At 60.6% G+C, this 19575-nt stretch carries 17 protein-coding genes; all 17 read right to left on the minus strand.

Annotated elements, in window-relative coordinates; translation table 11 throughout:
- Nucleotides 1–57: 57 nt before the first annotated feature.
- The 17 genes from fliJ to flgK all read right to left on the minus strand — a co-directional run bounded on the left by fliJ (nt 58) and on the right by flgK (nt 19575).
- Nucleotides 58–507 (minus strand): flagellar export protein FliJ, encoded by a 450-nt coding sequence (gene fliJ, locus C4J92_RS18470; protein WP_124363779.1) that lies wholly within the window; start codon nt 505–507, stop codon nt 58–60.
- A gap of 3 nt (nt 508–510) precedes the next feature.
- The gene (fliI, locus tag C4J92_RS18475; RefSeq protein ID WP_124363780.1) at nt 511–1869 is read right to left on the minus strand and encodes a flagellar protein export ATPase FliI; all 1359 of its coding nucleotides are present in this window, start codon (nt 1867–1869) and stop codon (nt 511–513) included.
- Nucleotides 1859–2623 (minus strand): flagellar assembly protein FliH, encoded by a 765-nt coding sequence (gene fliH, locus C4J92_RS18480; RefSeq protein ID WP_124404857.1) that lies wholly within the window; start codon nt 2621–2623, stop codon nt 1859–1861. The genes fliI and fliH overlap by 11 nt, the downstream gene beginning before the upstream one ends.
- 10 nt (nt 2624–2633) lie before the next feature.
- Nucleotides 2634–3650 carry a flagellar motor switch protein FliG gene (gene fliG / locus C4J92_RS18485; protein ID WP_057721344.1) on the minus strand — a complete coding sequence of 339 codons (1017 nt, stop codon included), beginning with the start codon at nt 3648–3650 and terminating at the stop codon, nt 2634–2636.
- Nucleotides 3643–5418, minus strand: a complete 1776-nt coding sequence (gene fliF / locus C4J92_RS18490; RefSeq protein WP_124404858.1) for a flagellar basal-body MS-ring/collar protein FliF — start codon at nt 5416–5418, stop codon at nt 3643–3645. Before fliF ends, fliG begins: the two co-directional genes overlap by 8 nt.
- Nucleotides 5419–5434: 16 nt before the next feature.
- Nucleotides 5435–5764: a flagellar hook-basal body complex protein FliE gene (gene fliE, locus C4J92_RS18495; RefSeq protein ID WP_017134937.1), complete on the minus strand. Its 330-nt coding sequence runs from the start codon at nt 5762–5764 to the stop codon at nt 5435–5437.
- Nucleotides 5765–5894: 130 nt separating this feature from the next.
- Complete coding sequence (locus tag C4J92_RS18500; RefSeq protein WP_124404859.1) at nt 5895–7271, minus strand: sigma-54 dependent transcriptional regulator; 1377 nt, start codon at nt 7269–7271, stop codon at nt 5895–5897.
- A 7-nt stretch (nt 7272–7278) separates the two neighbouring features.
- Nucleotides 7279–8490 (minus strand): PAS domain-containing sensor histidine kinase, encoded by a 1212-nt coding sequence (locus tag C4J92_RS18505; protein ID WP_124369003.1) that lies wholly within the window; start codon nt 8488–8490, stop codon nt 7279–7281.
- 110 nt (nt 8491–8600) lie between these two features.
- On the minus strand, nt 8601–10076 hold the full coding sequence (locus C4J92_RS18510) for a sigma-54 dependent transcriptional regulator (protein WP_124404860.1): 1476 nt from the start codon (nt 10074–10076) through the stop codon (nt 8601–8603).
- A gap of 170 nt (nt 10077–10246) precedes the next feature.
- A complete protein-coding gene (gene fliT / locus C4J92_RS18515) occupies nt 10247–10543 on the minus strand; it encodes a flagellar protein FliT (RefSeq protein ID WP_124367849.1) in 297 nt (98 codons plus the stop codon).
- Between the two features lie 25 nt (nt 10544–10568).
- Entirely contained in the window at nt 10569–10973 is a 405-nt protein-coding gene (gene fliS / locus C4J92_RS18520) for a flagellar export chaperone FliS (RefSeq protein WP_124367850.1), read from the minus strand.
- A gap of 140 nt (nt 10974–11113) precedes the next feature.
- Nucleotides 11114–12508 carry a flagellar filament capping protein FliD gene (fliD, locus tag C4J92_RS18525; RefSeq protein WP_124404861.1) on the minus strand — a complete coding sequence of 465 codons (1395 nt, stop codon included), beginning with the start codon at nt 12506–12508 and terminating at the stop codon, nt 11114–11116.
- A gap of 81 nt (nt 12509–12589) precedes the next feature.
- The gene (locus C4J92_RS18530) at nt 12590–12940 is read right to left on the minus strand and encodes a flagellar protein FlaG (protein ID WP_124404862.1); all 351 of its coding nucleotides are present in this window, start codon (nt 12938–12940) and stop codon (nt 12590–12592) included.
- A gap of 75 nt (nt 12941–13015) precedes the next feature.
- Nucleotides 13016–14437, minus strand: a complete 1422-nt coding sequence (locus C4J92_RS18535) for a flagellin (RefSeq protein ID WP_124404863.1) — start codon at nt 14435–14437, stop codon at nt 13016–13018.
- Nucleotides 14438–14700: 263 nt separating this feature from the next.
- Entirely contained in the window at nt 14701–15630 is a 930-nt protein-coding gene (locus C4J92_RS18540) for a ketoacyl-ACP synthase III (protein ID WP_124404864.1), read from the minus strand.
- A 280-nt stretch (nt 15631–15910) separates the two neighbouring features.
- Nucleotides 15911–17515 (minus strand): flagellar hook-associated protein 3, encoded by a 1605-nt coding sequence (locus tag C4J92_RS18545; RefSeq protein ID WP_124367855.1) that lies wholly within the window; start codon nt 17513–17515, stop codon nt 15911–15913.
- Nucleotides 17516–17529: 14 nt separating this feature from the next.
- Entirely contained in the window at nt 17530–19575 is a 2046-nt protein-coding gene (flgK, locus tag C4J92_RS18550) for a flagellar hook-associated protein FlgK (protein WP_124404865.1), read from the minus strand.

The raw sequence follows: 19575 nt of genomic DNA on the forward strand, positions 1-19575 counted from the left end.
CGATCTGAGCAACACAGTAGTTCAAATGTGGGAGCGGCAAGCCCCCTCCCACATTGGTTAGAACTGTTCCTGGCGGGGCAGGCGCTGGGACAGCTCATCCAGCAGCTTTTGCTCACGCTTATCCTCAAGGGCCCGCGCTTCGTCGAGATAGCGCTGTACCAATTTGCGCAAACCTTCGACGCGGGCGAACGCCGCTTGCCAGCTTTCGCGCGCCTTATCGAGGTTGTTCTGGTGCCAGGCCAGGCTCTGGCGCTGTTGGCCGACGGCGGTTTCCAGTTGGTTGAGAAAGCCCTGGTACCCCATCAGCCATTGGCCCGACACGCCCTTGCTGCCGCGCTCGATCCACTGTTGCTGATACTCGAGGCGAAAGCGCTCGAGGTCGCCCAGCTTGCTTTCCGCCAGGCGCACCTGGCCCTGGAAATAGCCCAGGCGCTGCACAGCGGTCTTTTCGGCCTTTTCGGCCATTTCCACCACCGGGGCCAGGCGCGCGGCGCGGCTGTTGGCCATGGCTTAGCCGCCTGGCGCGGGGGCGAAGATGGACTGCAGATGCGCTTCGCTTTCGCCCATGCTGATCTTGTCGTTCAGCCCCTGGCGCAGGTAGGTCACCAACTGCGGTTGCAGCGCAATGGCCAGGTCGGTCTCGCGATCGCCGCCGGCCACGTAGGCGCCAACGCTGATCAGGTCGCGGCTCTGCTGATAACGCGACCACAGCTGCTTGAAGTATTGCGCGCGGGCCATGTGCTCCGGCGTCACCACCGCCGGCATCACCCGGCTGATGGACGCCTCGATGTCGATGGCCGGGTAGTGCCCTTCTTCGGCCAGGCGCCGCGACAGCACGATGTGCCCGTCGAGCACACCCCGCGCCGAGTCGGCAATCGGGTCCTGCTGGTCATCGCCTTCGGACAACACGGTGTAGAACGCGGTGATCGAGCCCCCGCCGGCCTCGGCATTACCGGCCCGCTCCACCAGCTTGGGCAGCTTGGCGAACACCGACGGCGGATAGCCCTTGGTCGCCGGCGGCTCGCCGATGGCCAGGGCGATCTCGCGCTGGGCCTGGGCGAAACGGGTGAGCGAGTCCATCAGCAACAGGACATTCTTGCCCTTGTCGCGAAAATATTCGGCGATGCGCGTGCAGTACATCGCCGCACGCAAGCGCATCAGCGGCGCGTCATCCGCCGGGGAGGCGACGACCACCGAACGCTTGAGCCCTTCTTCACCAAGACTGTGCTCGATGAATTCCTTGACCTCACGGCCGCGCTCGCCGATCAGCCCGACCACGATGATGTCGGCCTCGGTAAAGCGCGTCATCATGCCCAGCAACACCGATTTACCCACACCGGTACCGGCGAACAGGCCCAGGCGCTGGCCGCGACCGACCGTCAATAAACCGTTGATGCTGCGTATACCCACGTCCAGCGGCACGCTGATGGGGTTACGGTTGAGCGGGTTGATGGTGGGGCCGTCCATCGGCACCCAGTCCTCGGCTTTCATGCCGCCCTTGCCATCCAGCGCGCGACCGGCGCCGTCGAGTACGCGGCCGAGCATGCTCATGCCCATCGGCAGGCGTCCGGTGTCGGCCAGCGGCACTACGCGGGCACCGGGGGCGATACCGGCGAGGCTGCCCACCGGCATCAGGAAAATCTTGTTGCCGGAAAAACCCATCACTTCGGCTTCGACCTGCACCGGGTGGTAGCTGTCGTCGTTGATCACCATGCAGCGGCTGCCCATGGCGGCACGCAAGCCCTCGGCTTCAAGGGTCAGGCCGACCATGCGCAACAGGCGCCCTTCAAGGATCGGCTGGCCGGGCAACTCGGTGGCCTCGGCGTAGCTGCCCAGGCGCTTGGCGAAGCTGGTGCGGTCAAGGCGCATCGGTGGCGTCCAGGTCAACGCTCAGGTCAGGCTCGGCCGGGTGCAGCACCTGCTCATGCAACTGGTCGAGCAATTTGGTCATGATCTGGCTGATGCGGGTTTCCACCGTGGCATCGATGCGGCTGTGCTCGGTCTCGACGCGGCAGCCGCCAGGCTGCAACGCCGCGTCCTCGACGATGCGCCAGGTTTCTTCATGGCGCTCGCGCAAGGCTTTGACCTGCTCGAAATCCTGCGGGTTGATGTACAGCCGCACGTTGCCGACACCCAGGGGCAGCAGCTTGAGGGCCTCGCGCATCACGCTTTCGATCTGGCTGGAATCCAGCACCAGTTCACGCTGGATCACTTGGCGTGCGATGTGCTGCACCAGGCCGACCATGGATTTTTCCAGCTGCGCGTCCTGTTCGGCGATGGGGTCGAACAGGTTGCCCATCAAGCGCTCCAGGCTGGCCAATTGGCCACTGAGGGCTTCTTCGGCTTCCTGGCGAACTTTCAGGGTGCTGCTGCGAAAGCCGTCTTTTTCACCGGCCGCGAAGCCTTCGTTGTAAGCCTCCTGGCGGATGGCTTCCAACTCTTCAAGGGTCAGCGGCTGGACTTCTTCCAGCGGCACTTCTTCCATCTGTGCCGGCGGTTCCTCCACCGGCTCAGGTTCTGGCTCCGGCACATGGGGGTCGAAGCTGGGCAACGACCAGATGTCGAACCCGCCGACATCCCGCGCGCGAATCAGGTCGCTGGGCGTCTCATCTTTGTTCGACATGCGGGGCGCCTTAAATCATTTCTTCGCCGCCCTTCCCGCCGAGAACGATTTCTCCGGCTTCGGCCATACGGCGGGCAATGGTGAGGATCTCTTTCTGCGCGGTTTCCACGTCGCTGACGCGTACCGGGCCCTTGGCTTCCAGGTCGTCGCGCAACAGTTCGGAGGCACGCTTGGACATGTTCTTGAAGATCTTTTCCTTGACGCCCTCGTCCGAGCCCTTGAGGGCCAGCACCAGCACGTCGGACGACACTTCGCGCAGCAACGCCTGGATGCCACGGTCGTCGACATCGGCGAGGTTGTTGAACACGAACATCAGGTCTTCGATCTGGCCGGACAGGGTGTCGTCGATCTCGCGGATCGAGTCCATCAACTGGCCTTCGACCGAGCTGTCGAGGAAGTTCATGATGTCGGCTGCACGCTTGATCCCGCCCAGGGTGGTGCGCGAGGCGTTCGAGTTGCCCGAGAACTGTTTCTCGAGAATCGTGTTGAGTTCTTTCAGTGCCGCCGGCTGCACGGTGTTGAGCGACGACACGCGCAGGATGATGTCCAGGCGCACTTTATGGTCGAAGTGGCCAAGCACTTCGCCGGCCTGGTCCGGGTCCAGATAGGCCACGACAATGGCCTGGATCTGCGGGTGCTCGTAGCGAATCACGTCGGCGACCGCGCGCGGCTCCATCCACTTCAGGCTGTCGAGGCCACTGGTGTTGCCGCCCAGCAGGATGCGGTCGATCAGGCCGTTGGCCTTGTCTTCGCCCAGGGCCGAGGTGAGCATCTTGCGGATATAGCTGTCGGAGCCGACGCCCAGGCTGGTCTGGTCGCCGACGATCTCGACGAACTCGCTCATCACCTGTTCGACTTGCTCGCGGTGCACATTGCGCATCTGCGCCATGGCCACGCCGACGCGCTGGACCTCTTTGGGGCCCATGTGGCGCAGTACTTGGGCGGCGTCGGTCTCGCCCAACGACAGTAGCAGCACGGCGGCTTTGTCGACCCGGGAGAGCTTGGCAACAGCGACTCGATCATTCATCAGCGTTAATCCACTCTTTCACGACCTGGGCCACACGGCCCGGGTCTTCTGCCACCAGACTCTTGATTGCGTTCAACTGAGCGTCATAGCCTTCGCTCGGGCTTGGCAACAGGATGCTTTGCGGGCCGCCCAGGCTGACGCGGTCGTTGGCCAGTTCGCCATCCAGTCCGCCCATGCCACCCAGTTCGACGTCGCTGCCGGCCAAGGCCAGTTGTTTCTTGCCATGCCCGGTGATGTTGTTGAGCACCGGCCGCAGCACACCAAATACCAGCACCAGGATGAACAACACTCCCAGCACTTGCTTGACGATGTCCCAGAACCACGGCTGGGTGTAGAACGCCGGGTCGGCGATCACTTCGCCGCGCTCGGCGGAGAATGGCATGTTGATTACGCTGACGCTGTCGCCACGGCTGGCGTCGAAGCCGACGGCGTCCTGCACCAGGCGAGTAAAGCGCGCCAATTCGTCGGCGCTCCAGGGTGCGCGGGTAACGGCACCGTCAGCGGCGTTGACCTTGACCTGGTCATCGACCACCACCGACACCGACAGGCGATTGACCTTGCCCTGCTGCTGCTTGGTGTGGCTGATGGAGCGGTCGAGCTCGAAGTTCTTGGTGGACTGGTTACGCTTGTCCGCCGGGTACGGCGCGAGCATCGGCTGGCCGGTAGCCGGGTCCATGATCTGCTGGCCGTTGGCGTCCAGCAGCGGTTGGCCGGCTGCAATCGCGCCAGCGGTGGCAGCGGCGCCACCGGTGGTTTGCGGGGCGGAAGCAGGTGCCGGTGGCTGGTTGCTCAGGGCCCCGGGTACGCCTTGCGGGCCGTTGCTGGCGGTGCGTTGTTCACTGGTGGACTGCTCGCTGCGCAGGGCGGGCTGGTCCGGATTGAATTGCTCGGACGTCGATTCGACGGCGCTGAAGTCCACATCGGCGGACACTTCAGCCTTGTAGCGGTCGTTGCCCAGCACCGGCTGCAGGATGTTATGCACGCGCTGGGTGAGCATGCTTTCCATGCGACGGCTGTAGTCGAACTGCTTGCCGGCCTGGGTCAGCGCGGAGTTTTCGGCCATGTCGGACAGCAGGTTGCCCTTCTGGTCGACCACGGTGATCTGCGACTTGCTCAACTCCGGCACGCTGGTGGCCACCAGGTTGACGATCGCCAATACCTGGCCAGGCTCCAGGGAGCGGCCGGAAAACAGTTCAACCAATACCGAGGCACTCGGCTTGCGTTCGTCACGCACGAACACCGAGCTTTTCGGGATGGCAAGGTGTACGCGGGCACCCTTGACGTTGTTCAGGCTGGAAATGGTTCGCGCCAGTTCGCCTTCCAGGCCACGACGGTAGCGGGTGGCTTCCATGAACTGGCTGGTGCCCAGGCCCTGGTCCTTGTCGAGGATTTCAAAGCCGATATTGCTGTCGGACGGCGTGACGCCGGCGGCCGCCAGTTTCATCCGCGCACGCGCCACATCGTCGGCCTTGACCAGCAAGGCACCGGAGTTGGGCTCCACGGTGTAGGCGATATCGGCGGCGGCGAGGGTTTCCATGATCTGCTTGGAATCCATGCCCGCCAGGCTGCCGTACAGCGGCCGGTAATCAGGCTGCTGCGACCACAACACCACGGCAAAACCAATCGCCACGCTGGCAGCCAGGCCGACCATCAGGCCCACCTGACGCAACATGGTCATTTCCGAGAGGTTTTCCAGGAACGACAGGCCAAACAGCGGCGGCTTGCCGTCTGTCTTGGCGGGTACGTTGTCCACGACTGCTTCTGCCATGACTTAAATCTCGCCCTTAAACCGGCATCTGCATGATGTCTTGGTAAGCCTGAACCAGCTTGTTACGCACTTGGGTCAAGGCCTGGAAGGAAACACTGGCCTTTTGCGAGGCGACCATCACATCGGTGAGGTCCACGCCGCTTTTACCGATCTCGAACGCGGTCGCCAACTGGCTGGACGCCTGCTGGGTATCACTGACTTTATTGATTGCCTGACCGAGCATGTCGGCAAAACTGCTTTGGCCCAATTCCGGCGCTGGCGCGACGGATTTCGGTTGAGCCATGGCATCCATTTGCATGGAGCGCATATCCAACATCAACCGATTGAACTCAATACCCTGGCTCATGACCTTCTCTCTCCGACGACCCGCAATTTTTTGACACTACGCAGCGGTTATCAGGGGAGGTGCAACAAGGGTGCCAGCTTCGTTGCGACTCGTAAGAAAAGCCGACAAACCCTGTCAGCCTAGGCTTTGCTCAGGTGGCGAAAAGATACGCTTCCACATCCATCCCCGCGTCGCGCATCTGCGCCAGCTTGTAGCGCAAGGTGCGCGGGCTGATGCCGAGGCGCTCGGCCGCTTCTTTGCGGCGGCCGCGCTCGGCGCGCAGGGTGTCGATGATCATCTGGAATTCGCGGCGGCGCAGGTCATCGCCCAGGGCGCCGGCCGATTCGGTTTCGGCAAGTACCGGTGCCGGCGCCAGGCTCGGCAACGGCGCCACGCCATTGCCCATGGCCAGGCAGAAATCCTGGGGCTGGATCAAGCCGCCCTGCTGCAGGATCAGCGCGCGCTGGATCGCATTGTCCAGCTCGCGCACATTACCCGGCCAGGGGTAAGCGACCAGGCAGGCCTGGGCCTCGGCCGACAGCCGCGCCTGGGCGTGTTTCATTTTTTTGACGTGGTTGTTCAGCAGGCGCTCGGCCAGGGGAATGATATCGGCCGGGCGTTCGCGCAACGGGCGCCAGGCCAGCGGGAACACCGACAGGCGATAGAACAAGTCTTCGCGAAAGCGCCCCGCCGCCACTTCGCCCGCGAGGTCGCGGTTGGTGGTAGCGACCACGCGGATGTCCAGCTGGATCGGCTTGCGTGCGCCCACCCGCTCTACTTCGCGCTCCTGCAACACGCGCAACAACTTGGCTTGCAGACCCAGGGGCATTTCCGAAATTTCGTCGAGCAGAATGGTGCCGCCGTCGGCCTGTTCGAACTTGCCGGCCTGGGCCGCGATAGCCCCGGTGAACGAGCCCTTCTCATGGCCGAACAGGGTGGCTTCGAGCATGTTGTCCGGGATCGCCGCGCAGTTGATCGCGATAAACGGCTGCTGGGCCCGGCTGGATTGCTGGTGGATATAGCGCGCCAGCACTTCCTTGCCGGTGCCGGACTCGCCGGAAATCAACACCGTGGAATCGCTGCGCGCCACACGGGCCGCCAGTTCCAACAGTTGTGCGCTGGCCGGTTCGAAGGCAATCGGGCCTTCGCCCGCCACCGCCGAGATGACGCCCAGGGCATGCCGGGCGACCAGTTCGATCAAGGCCTTGGGTTCGAACGGCTTGACCAGGTAATCCGCCGCCCCTTGACGCATGGCGTCCACAGCCCGCTCCACGGCGCCATGGGCGGTCATCAGCAGCACCGGCAATTGCGGCTGGCGTGCGCGCAGCAGGCCGAGCAGTTGGTGGCCGTCCATGCCGGGCATGTTCACGTCGCTGACCACCAGGCTGAACGCCTCCTGCTGCACCGCCTCCAAGGCCTCCTCGGCAGAGCCGACCGCGCGGTAGTCATGGCCCGCCAACAGCAGCGTGTCAGCCAATGCTTCACGCAGGGCGCGATCGTCTTCAACCAATAAAACCTTGATAGCCATGATCCTTTTACTCCGCGCTCGCCGCGCTGGAAAACAGCGGCAAGGTCATCAATGCACAGGTGCCGCGCCCCAACCGGGAGCGCAACTGCAATTCTCCCTGATGCGCACGGGCCACTGCCTTGACCACGGTCAGGCCCAGGCCGGTGCCGTTGGTCTTGGTGGTGAAAAAAGGTTCGCCCAGGCGCTGCAGCACGGCCGGTGCGATACCGCTGCCGCTGTCGCTGATGCACAGGCGCAGGGTTTGCTCGCGGCGATACAGGTGCACCTTGAGGCGTGCACCGGGGCCGCTGGCCTGGGTGGCGTTTTCGATCAGGTTGAGCAGCGCGCCGACCAAGGTGTCACGGTTGCACAGCAACTCGCCGTGGTGGCTGTCGCACTGCCAGCGCAGGTTGGCGCCCTGGATATGCGTGGCCGCCGCCGCTTGCAGGGCCTGCATCAAACCGGCCGGGGTCAGGCGGTCGGTCAACGGCAATTCGCCACGGGCAAACACCAGCATGTCGCGCACCTGATGTTCCAGCTCGTGCAGGCGCTCCTTGAGACGCCCGGCAAAACGCTGGTGGGTGGCCGCCGGCAACTGCTCATCAGTCAAATGACTGGCGTAGATCAACGCCGCCGACAACGGCGTGCGGATCTGATGCGCGAGGGACGCGACCATCCGCCCCAACGACGACAACCGCTCATGCCGCGCCAGTTGGTCTTGCAGGTGACGGGTTTCTGTCAAATCGTTGAGCAGCACCAATTGGCCCGGTTCAGCATCCAGGGAGCGGGTGGCGATGGACAGGCGGCGCCCGTCTTTAAGGGACACTTCGTGGCCGTCATCCTCACGCGGCGCGAAGCAGCGGGTGATGACGTGGCGCCACAGCTCGCCTTCCAGCGGCAGGCCGAGCAAGTCGCAGGCCGCCGGGTTGGCTTCGCGCACACGGCCCTGGTCATCAATGACGATCACGCCACCGGGCAACAGCGAAAGCAGATTCTGCAGGCGGTTGGCCAGGCGTTCTTTTTCGGCCAGCTCCTGCATGCGCTGGGCGCTGACCACCGCGAGTTCGCCTTTAAGCTCGGACACCCGGGCTTCAAGCAGACTGTAGGAATCGGTCAGCTGGCTCGACATCTGGTTGAACTGCGAGAACGCCTGTTCAAGACCCTGACGGGTCGGCGGCTCTACAGGCGAAACCAGCCCCTGGATGGCAGGGGCCGGAGATAGTTGGGCGGCGTGGGGCATCATGCTCTCTCGCTTGGCTGACCGTCAGTTAAACGGAACGTTGCGAGGGCTGTAGCAATACCCGTGCCGAAAAAAAACTACCTAAGAATCAACCGGTTGAAAAACAGGCGTCAATCATCCGCCTGTTCATCGCCCTCTTTGCGGCTCATACCGTACTTGCGCATCTTTTCCACCAGGGTGGTGCGACGGATACGCAGGCGCTCGGCGGCACGCGCGACGATGCCGTTGGCGTCGTCCAGGGCCTGCTGGATCAGGCCTTGTTCCAGGTTGCCGAGGTAGTCCTTGAGGTCCAGGCCTTCGGGCGGCAGCATGGCCGATGCACCGAAGTCCGGCGCGTGGCCGTTGATCGCCACGCGCTCTTCCATGTCGCTGCGCAGGCTGTCGACCAACTGCTCGTCTTCATCGTCGACGTAGCGGAATTTCTTCGGCAACTCGACCACGCCGATCACACCGTAGGGGTGCATGATCGCCATGCGTTCCACCAGGTTGGCCAGCTCGCGGACATTGCCCGGCCAGCCGTGGCGGCACAGCGACATGATCGCAGCGGAGTTGAAGCGGATGGAGCCGCGTTTTTCGTGCTCCATGCGCGAGATCAATTCGTTCATCAACAACGGGATGTCTTCCACGCGCTCACGCAGCGGCGCCATCTCGATTGGGAATACGTTGAGGCGGTAATACAAGTCTTCGCGGAAGCTGCCGACCTCGATCATGCTTTCGAGGTTCTTGTGGGTCGCGGCAATGATGCGCACATCCACGCTCTGGGTCTTGTTGCTGCCCACGCGCTCGAAGGTGCGCTCCTGCAACACGCGCAGCAGCTTGACCTGCATTGGCAACGGCATATCGCCGATTTCGTCGAGAAACAGCGTCCCGCCATTGGCCAGTTCGAAGCGCCCGGCACGGCTGGTGATCGCGCCGGTAAAGGCGCCCTTCTCGTGGCCGAACAATTCGCTTTCCAACAGCTCTGCCGGGATGGCCCCGCAGTTGACCGGCACGAACGGCCCGTCGCGACGTTTGGAATGGTAATGCAGGTTGCGCGCGACCACTTCCTTGCCGGTGCCCGACTCGCCCAGGATCAGCACGCTGGCGTCGGTGTCAGCCACTTGCTGCATCATCTGGCGCACGTGCTGGATCGCCCGGCTGGTGCCGACGAGGCTGCGGAACAGGTTGGGTTCACGGTGACGGCCGCGCTCGCGGGCCTGGTCGTACATCTCGCGATAGACCTGGGCGCGGTGCAGGGAGTCGAGCAGCTTGCTGTAGCTGGGGGGCATTTCCAGGGTGGAAAGTACCCGGCGGCGCTGGTCTTCCGGCAGGTCCACGGAAGAAATATCGCCCATCAGCAACACGGGAAGGAACTCATCCCAGGTTGACAGTGTCTTTAACAAGCCCAAAACAGCGCCAGGAGCGTTTACCGTCCCGATCAGTACACAAATGACTTCACGGCTCGACGCCAACGAGCTGACCGCCTGCTGCCAATCATGGCTACCGCAGGGCAAATTTTCTTCACCGAGAAAATTTAAAATCACCGCTAAATCGCGGCGGCGGACGCTATCGTCATCGATCAGCAGAATTTTGGTTTCACGCCACATGCAATAGCAACTTCCCTAGTAAAACTTCCTGCCCCGGAATGAAGGCAATCAAGACGTCTGTAAGACTTATCTTCTACTAGACGTCTGAAATCTGAAAACAGCACTAGTTAAGTCAAAAATGCTGGCACAGTCAAATATATGACGCGCCGTTCGGACCAACCGCGCCCCTATCAGCCGAACAGATGGTAAACCTTTGACGCATTTTTCGCTTGGTTGATCTGCGACATCTCTTCGAATATCGCCTGGCGCTCGCCGGTCGTCACCTCAAGCAACTGCTGGTACACCGCCAACAGTGCCTCCAGCTTCTCCCGCAACGCATTCTCGTCCACAGGCGCTTCGCTGAGCACGTTATCGATCACATTGCGACAGCCCAGGTCCAGCTCGCCAATGGCGTCCCAGTTGCGCGCAGCCAGTGCGTCGACCAAGGCTTCACGGGTTTCATCAATGCGTTGCAGTGCGTGGCTCATGACGTGCTCCTTAAGGCTTCAGGCCTTATTCTGCTACTGCCTGTTGCGCCGCAATGGCGTCCCAGCCTTCTTTTACGGTGATCAGCAAACGAGCCACTTCGTCGATCATGTCGGCGTCGTTATGCAGGTTCGCTTCCATCAAGCGGTTAGTCATATATGCATACAAACTTTCCAACTGCTGAACGTAGGCCGGGTTATCACTCTTTTCTGCATCCAGGCCGTCACGCAGGCCGATCACGATATCAATCGCCTTGCCGAGCATCAGGCCCTTGGCAGCGATGTCGCCACGCGCCAGCGCCCCTTTGGCCTGGGCCATGCGGTCCAGACCGCCTTCCATCAGCATCTGCACCAGGCGATGCGGGCTCGCCTCGGAGATCTGGGCATGGGAATTAACCTTCTGGTATTGGCGAAGGGCTCGCATGGGATTCATGGTTCTACCTCGTGACAGGCGACAGCGAAAAGGATTTCAGTAACCATTATGTCGACTGGGCTGCTAGAAACTTTAACCCCGATGGTCCTGTAAAAAACAAAGCCCAGGTCAGATGACCCGGGCTTTTTTCATGCATTCAATCAATTGTTTTTCTGGTTGTTCAGCGCGTTGAGCGTGCCCATGATGTTGTTACTTTGCTGGCGTAACTGGGCGACCAGCGAATCCATCGCCGCGTATTTGCGTGTCAGGCTGGCTTGTAGATCCGCCACATGCACGTCCAGTTCCGCCTGGTCCTTGCTCAAGGTCTTGAGACTATCGGATAGAGCGGTCGTGCGCGTCGCGAAGATACCGGTGGTCGCTTTGGCATAACCTTCAGTGGCATTGGTCATGCGTGCCAGCAACCCGGTCTTGCCGCTGAACATACTGCTGATATCTGCCGAGTTGGTCAGCGCAATCTTGTCGAAGGTTTTGTCATCCATGGTCAACAGACCGGTACCGGAGTCGGTACTGATACCGAATTGTGCCAGGGACTTGATGGTGCCATTCCCGGACAAGGCGTTGAACTCGGCGCGCAAGGAGCTTTGCAGCGAGCGCATGTTGGCGTCACCGGTCAAGGTCGCCGATACCGAGTTACCCGCCGCGTCCTTGGTCACCTTGGTTTCGGCATTCATCGCCTTGAGCAAAGCGTTATAGCTGTCGACAAAGCCTTTGACCCCGGACTTGAGCGCCGCGGTGCTGGTACTCACGGAAATCGTCGTGGTTGCCTTCGGCCCGTCCGGGTCCTTCGTATCCACGGGCGGTGAAACCGACAGCAGCTTGATGCTGACCCCGCTCACCGCGTCCGTGATGTTGTTGGTCTTGGACGTATAGGGCACGTTATCGATGGTGTACTCGGCGTTCTGCGGCGTATCGATCACTTTGTAGCCGGTATCAATACCCGAGTTGCCCGACAACGTCAGGTCCGAGCCGACGCCACCCGTGGTGGAAGTCAACACCATGCGCGAGCCGGTGGAGTCGGTAACGATGTTGGCACTAAGCCCGACGGTGCCGAACTGGGTGTTGATCGAGTCACGCACCTGCTGCAGGGTTGCGCCCGGCGGCACGCTCAGATCAAACTTTTTACCCGACTGGGAGATGGTCAGGGTGGTTGCGGCACCGCCCTTGTTGACCACTGTCGAAGCGCCGCCAGCCAGGGTGACCGTGGACAGTTTGGAAGGCTGGGCGAGTTTATTGACCACCAGGTTGAAGCTGCCGTTGGCAGCGCCCTGGGCGGTGGTCATGGTCGCGACCTTTTCATTCGACGAAGTGCCGGTCAGGCCACTGAAGCTGTTGTCGTCGGTCATGCTCTTGATGGCGCCACGGAAAGCGTCCAGCGCCGACTGGATTTTGCCGATCGACGACAGCTGGGTAGTCGCTTTCTGTGACTGGGTATTGATCTGGGTCTGCTTCGGCGCCCGATCGGCGTCGACCAAAGCTTTTACGATGCCCTGGATGTCGATGCCAGAACCCACACCGTTTACCGTTGTACTCGCCATCGTCTTTCTCCTAATACGGCTGCTGGCGTTTTCTTGACGAACCGCACTTCAAGAAAACAGCGCAACAAGTTTCATGCCAGTTCAGACCTTTTCATCGAACAGCACATGACTGGCGGTGGCCAGATTTTGTGCCAGCTTCAAGGCCGTTTCCGACGGAATCTGGCGGATCACTTCACCACTTTCAGTGGCGATGACCTTGACCACGACCCGATGGGTGGAATCATCAATGGAAAAATCCAGTTTGCGCTGGGCCGCTTGTACGAATTCTCGAATATCGGTGACTGCTTTTTCCAGGTCAGCCCGTTTCGGCTCACCGGCGGCCGGCACGATCGCCTCGACCTTGGTTTTGTCTTTGTCCGCAACCACCGCGGTGGCCGGGCCTTGAGGGGCTACCGGTGGATAAGACGAGGCCAGCTTTACACTCATGTCCATGTCCAATCTCCTCTACAACCGAAAAGACGAAAGGGCACGTAAACGCGCCCTTCCGTCAGTTACCAAGCGCCGTTATTACTGAAGCAGCTTCAGTACAGCGGATGGCAGTTGGTTGGCCTGCGACAGGATCGCGGTAGCAGCCGACTGCAAGGTTTGTTGCTTGGTCAACTCAGCTGTTTCAGCAGCGAAGTCGGTGTCTTGAACGGTGGAGCGTGCAGCGGTGGAGTTTTTCTGAATGTTGGTCAGGTTGTCTACAGTAGTGGTCAGACGGTTCTGAACAGCACCCAGGCCCGAACGAGTGCTATCGATGCCGCCGATAGCCTTGTCCAGTACCGCGATAGCAGCCTGTGCGTTGAAAGCGCTGCTTACGTCGGTCTGTGCAACAGTGGTTTTGGCCGAAGCTGCGGCAGTACCTGCTGCGGCGAACAGACCGGTCACACCAGCACCGTTCAGCGCGTAGCCTTTGGACGAATCCAGGTTCACTGCACCGGTAGCGATCAGACCGTCGGCCAGAGCGACGCCAGCACCGAAGGCACCTTTACCGTCTTTGGTAGCAACAGTGATCGAACCGGCGTCAGTGGAGGCGCTGAAGTTCAGGTTCTCACCGGAGTCGGACTTGACCGACAAAGTGCCTTTGGATTCGTCATAGTTGACGCTGATACCCAGTTTTGCAGAGTTGGATTTCAGTTGGTCAGCCAGGCTGGCGGTATCGGTTACACCGGTGAAAGTGGTGGCTTGGCCGCCAACAGTCATGGTGAAGGTAGCAGGCGCGGTCTTGGCGGCAGCACCCACGCTGAATTGAGCTTCAGTGCTGGCGGAAGCGCTCAGGCCACCTACAGCGCCGTTCAGTTGGCTGGCGATGGTTTTCGCCGATGCGCCTGCTGCTACGGTAACAGTAGCGGTCTGGCCGTTACCGGTGATACCGATATCGCCACCGGCAACACCTGTGGTGCTAGGTGCAACGCCGACGCTCTTGATCTGCTGCGAGCCGATGTTGTTAGCAGCAACGTTGTCCAGGGACAGGTTGATGGTTTCGTTGGCATTGGCGCCAACCTGGATGGCTTTGGTGCCGTACGAACCGTCGAGCAGTTTCTGGCCACCGAAGGTAGTGGTTTGCGAGATACGGGTCAGTTCCGAAGTCAGCGCCTGGTATTCTTCCTGGTTGGAAGTACGGTCAGCGTCGCTCAGGGAGCCGGTAGCCGAGGACAGAGCCAGGGTACGCATCTTTTGCAGAATGTCGGTCGAAGCCTGCATTGCGCCTTCAGCGGTTTGCGCGATGGAGATACCATCGTTGGCGTTCTTTACAGCTTGGCCCAGGCCGTTGATTTGGCTGGTCAGACGGTTGGAGATCTGCAGGCCCGAGGCGTTGTCTTTAGCGCTGTTGATGCTCAGACCAGTGGACAGACGCTGCATGGAGGTTTGCAGCGAGTTGGCCGCTTTGCCAAGGCCGTTCTGGGTAGTGATGGAAGCAATGTTGGTGTTTACTGTTAAAGCCATGACGAAATCCTCGATGGATGGATACTGCGGCTTCCGGCCCTGGCAACCGCCGGGTGTGGCCTGAGAACCTACGTAATAGTTATCGTCGTGGTAGCCGGTTGCTTGAGGGTTTTTTTGATTTTTTTTACTAGCCCTGTGCCAGCCCTTGCATTTCAAGGGGTTAGCACTACCGAAAACCCAGGGTTTATTGGTTTTTCTGGCGCCAAATAAAAAACGCCGATGATCTTTCGATCATCGGCGTTTTGCTATGCGCTCTTAAAGGGTCAGGAGCGATACAGAATCGCCGAGCCCCAGGACAGGCCCACGCCAAACCCACTGATCGCCACGCGCTTCCAGGTGGCGTCCATCACGTGCTTTTCCAGCAGCAACGGAATGCTCGACGACACGGTATTGCCGGTCTCGACCATGTCCTTGATGAACTTGTCCACTGGCGCATCTTCAAAACGTCGCGCCACGGCGTCGACAATCGCCGCACTGCCTTGGTGAATGCAGAACGCATCGATGTCATCGGCCTTGAGGTCCGACTCATCCAGCAGTTCGTGCAGATGCGCCGGCACCTTGAGCAAGGCGAAGTTGAACACCTGGCGGCCGTTCATGAAGAACACGCCATCGCTTACCTTCAGGTGCGGCGCGCCGGAACCGTCGGTGCCGAACTTGGATTTGCCCAGCAACCACGGCGCGTCTTCGCCCATCCAGGTGGCGGTGGCGGCGTCGCCGAAGAGCATGGTGGTGTTGCGGTCTTCCGGGTCGACGATCTTCGAATACGGGTCGGCGGTAATCAGCAGGCCGTTTTTCAGGCCGGTGGCTTCCATGAAGCCCTTCATCGCGTAGATGCCGTACACGTAACCGGAACAGCCCAGGGAAATATCGAAGGCGGCCACGTGGGTTGGCAGGCCCAGTTTGTCCTGGACGATGGCTGCGGTGTGGGGCAGCCCTTCTTCATCGCCGTTCTGCGTGACCACAATTACGGCGTCGATGGACTCGCGCTTCAAGTCCGGGTTGTTGGCAAACAAAGCGTTGACCGCCTCGACACACAGATCGGAGGTTTCCTGCGTGGCTTCCTTGCGCGGCAGGAACGCCGAACCGATCTTGCCAATGATGAATTCTTCATCCTTGGCGAATTTGGCACCCTGGGCGTAGTTATCGATACCGTCCGCCGGCACGTAACTGGCGATGCTTTTTATGCCAATCATTGTGGCTTCCCAATACTAAATAGCTGGAGAACACCCCAGGGACTGCGCCCGAAGTGCTGACAATAAAGGGGATAACCCCATAAAAATTTCGCTGAAAGCCGCGCAATAACCACAGCAAGGCGACTTATCCTTTTCACACGATACAGTGAAGATGCGCTTTATGACTCGCAGGTCACTCAATTTTGTGTGGTTTATGCAAAACCTTCAAACAATTAAGCCTATGAACGACAACGGCCCAGCCTGTTTCCAGGCTGGGCCGTCGGGCTGCTCTGTTGCGCGCTTACATCTTGTTGAACAAGCTCAACTGAGAGACTTTCACGAAAGCCAACTGCGAAGCTTGCAGCATGGTCTGCTGCAACGTCAGGTTGATCGCCGCTTGTGCCGTGTCGATATTGCCAAGATCGCTCATGGTACTGGTGTTGGCCAGGCCGATGCTGGTGTTTTCGCTGGTCTGTATATCCAGCGCATTCTGCCGTGCACCAATAGAGCCTCGCACACCGTCGATCTGGGTGCGGGTGTTGGAAAAGTTACTGATGGATGCATCCAGCACGTCCCGAAGCTTGAGCATCGCCGCCGGGTTGCCGTCGGCCGGTTGCTCCAGGGCCTGGCGCAACTGGCTCAAGGTATCCAACGCGTTCTGGGTCTTCTGGGTGCTGGCCGAGACCGCGAATTGATCACCAGCCTGCGGCGTGCCGCTGACATCAAAGCTTACCCCGGCAGCGGTGACTGTCGTGCCGCCGCCCGTATCACCCGTGGCAATCGTCTTGCTGTCGGCGGTATAGGGCTGGGCATACACTTCATAAGCAGTGGCGCTGGTGAATTTGATCACCGCCCCATTGTTGGCCGGGAACGTGCTGACATAGGCCGCCTGGTTACTCACGGTGGCATTGGTCAATTGCGCGGCAGAGGCGTTGCTGGGCGTACGCGAGACACTGAAGCTGTCCGGCTTGGCCGCCAGACTGAACGAACGGTCCTTGACCAGCGCATCGGAATTCGGCCCGGTGGCGACATCCTTGAGGTTAAGGGTGATATCGAAATTCACTCCGCGCACGCTCACCGTGGCGCCCTCCTCCTTGCTGGCGTCGAAACTGCCATTGCCCGCAATTTCGGAGGTGATGTCATTGCCGTTTCGATCGGACACCTTGAACTGCGTGCTGCTGGTGAACGTCAGCTGGTAAGGCTGGCCGTCCGCGAATTTATTGGTGTAGTCGGTTTCCGACGTCACCAGGCCAGCCGATAGCGCCACTTTGTTGTCGTTCGGCACCGGCGCAGTCGCCGGCGGTACCACGGCAGGCGGAATCCACGTCGCCTGGGTGCGACCCGAGTTGATGGCGCCACCCATGATGCTCTTGCCGGTATCACCGGCGTTGACTTTGAGCGTGTCGGAAACCTGCAGGCTCAGAGGCGTTTCATCACCCTGGTAATTGTAAGTGCCATCGCTGTTGCGACTGTAGGGCGGGGTCGAAGTCCTTGAGCCGGAAAACAGATAATTACCCGACGAGTCCTTGCTGTTGAGCAAGCCCAATACCTGGTCCTCGATGGCACCGATCTCACCGGCAATCGACTTGCGATCCGCATCGCTGAGCGAGCCGCCGGCGCGCAGGGCGAGCTCGCTGGCCTTTTGCAGCGCATCATTGATGGAACCCAGCACGCTTTCTTCGTTGGTCAGGGAGTTTTTCAGGCTGGTGATGTTACCGTTGAACTGGCTGAGCATGTCTTTCTGTTGTTGCAGCATCAGCAAACGCGCCGCCGCGATCGGGTCATCGGAAGCGGTTTGCACACGCACACCCGTAGAGGCCTGCTCCTGCGCTTTCACCACGCTGGAGTAGTTATCCGAATACTTGGCGGAACTGGTTTCGAAATATTGAGCGGTAGAAATACGCATCGTCCCAGACTCCCTTAAAGACTATTGATCAGCGTGCTGAAGGTTTCTTGCGCAGCCTTGATGATCTGCGACGACGCGGTGTAGTACTGCTGGAACTTGATCATGTCGCCCGCCTCTTCATCCAGGTTGACCTGGGACACCGAGTTGCGCGCGTCCTGGTTGGCCTTGAGCAAGGCGCCGGTCGCGGTAGTGTCGGTATTGGCCGAAGCGGCCTTGGCGCCCACGGTCGAGACCAGGCGGCTGTTGGCCGCCACCAGGCTCAAGCCGCCGCCAGTGCCGTCGGACAGGCCGACTGTAGTTTTGGTCTGCAGGTCGAGCAAGGCCTGGGCGTTACGGTTATCCGACTTGCCCGAGGCGTTGAAGGAAAACGTAGTGCTGTCGCCATCGGCTGGCGAACCGGCGACTGTGGTGTCGAACTTGAAGCTCTTGGCCGGCACCAGCAGCGTGCCGTTGGCATCGCGCATCGGTACGTCGACGGTGATCTTGTTGCCCTGGCCCGGCACGATGGTGCCGGTGCCGATCGAGTTACCCTGGGCATCGTTGAGCGTGTAGCCCTGGGTGCCATCAGCCGCAGGCTTGCCGAACACCATCTTTACCGGCATCGAATGTTCAATGCCGGTACGCAATTGCGCGGTGTCGGCACCACCATGAATATCGATCGGCAGGGTCAGGGTCGGCGGGGTAAAGGTGCCGGTGCCCTGGTTGGTCTTGCTGCCCTCGCCCAGCAATGGCCCGGCGAACGCGATTTTATTGGCGTCGGTCAACGCGGTGCCGATGGTTGCCGCGCCCGTGGCCGTCGGGCTGACTTTGAAACTGTCGCCCGCCGCAATCGGCCCCTTGCCATCCAGGGCCAGCGTGAAGCCGTCGATCACCGGTGGCGGCGTGGTAGTGGTGTCGAACGCGCCCATGGCTTTGCCGTCGGAACGCACCACGGTGTAGTTGTTGCCGCTGGTAAAGGTGACTTTATAGTCGTAGGTCGACAGCTTGCTGGTGTCGCTGATGCTCACGTTCAAATTGCCGGAGCCAGTGCTGTTGCCCATCGAGCCCTGACTGCGCTGGGCAATCGCGGCCGCGCTGTTGATGTCCTTGAACAGCGACGCACCGAAATCACCGTTCAGGTCCAGGCCCTGACCCAGTTGGCTGTTAACGGTATCGGCAGTCGCCAGGGCGATTCGCCCCAGGTCATTGATGGCCGGCATCAGGGCATCGCTGCGGTACCGCAACAAACCGCCAATGCTGCCGCCACTGAGCACGTTGCCCAGGTCGATCGCCGTACCGCCGCCGGCATTGAGCCGGATGGTGTACTGGCTTGGATCACTGCTGCTCGAGACCGCCGAGATCGTGTTGGACTGATCGCCCAATACCAGGGATTGGCCGGTGCCGGTGCTGACGCTGAACACGCCGTTCTTTTCGCTGGTGGTCACGCCGACCAGTTCATTGAGCGAACGCACTGCCTCGTTACGCGCATCCAGCAGGTTGGCCGGGGCGCTGTTGCTGGAGCCTTGGGCCAGGGTGATCTGCTTGTTGAGGGAAGCAATCGAGGAGGTCAACTGGTTGACCTGATCGCTCATGGTCACCAACTGCCCGTTGATCGACTCTTTCTGCTCATTCAATTGGCTGGAGATCGAGTTGAAACGGTTGCTCAGGGTCTGGGCGCTGGTCAGCAGCACTTGCCGGGCAGACACATCGCTGGGGTTGGCCGCCGAAGTCTGCACAGCGGCGAAGAACGCGCTGAGTACCGAAGACATGCCGGTGGTCTTGTCCGACAGGGTTTTGTCGATGGCGCTGGCCTGGCTGGAATAGGCCTTGGCGTCGTTGTTGAGCGCCGTGCTGTTCTGGTAGGCCGCGTCGAGGAATTCGTTATACACCCGGCGCACATCGGCCAGGGTCGTGCCGCTGCCGATGTACACGCCGCCGTAAGGGTTGTTGGCATTGGCATTCTGCGTGGTCTGCTGACGCGAATAACCCGAGGTGTTGGCGTTGGCGATGTTATTACTCAAGACCGACAACGATCCTTGAGCGGCATTGAGCCCTGACATCCCGATACTGAGCAAACTCAT

The sequence above is a fragment of the Pseudomonas sp. R3-18-08 genome, assembly GCF_003852065.1.
In the GTDB taxonomy this organism is placed as follows: domain Bacteria; phylum Pseudomonadota; class Gammaproteobacteria; order Pseudomonadales; family Pseudomonadaceae; genus Aquipseudomonas.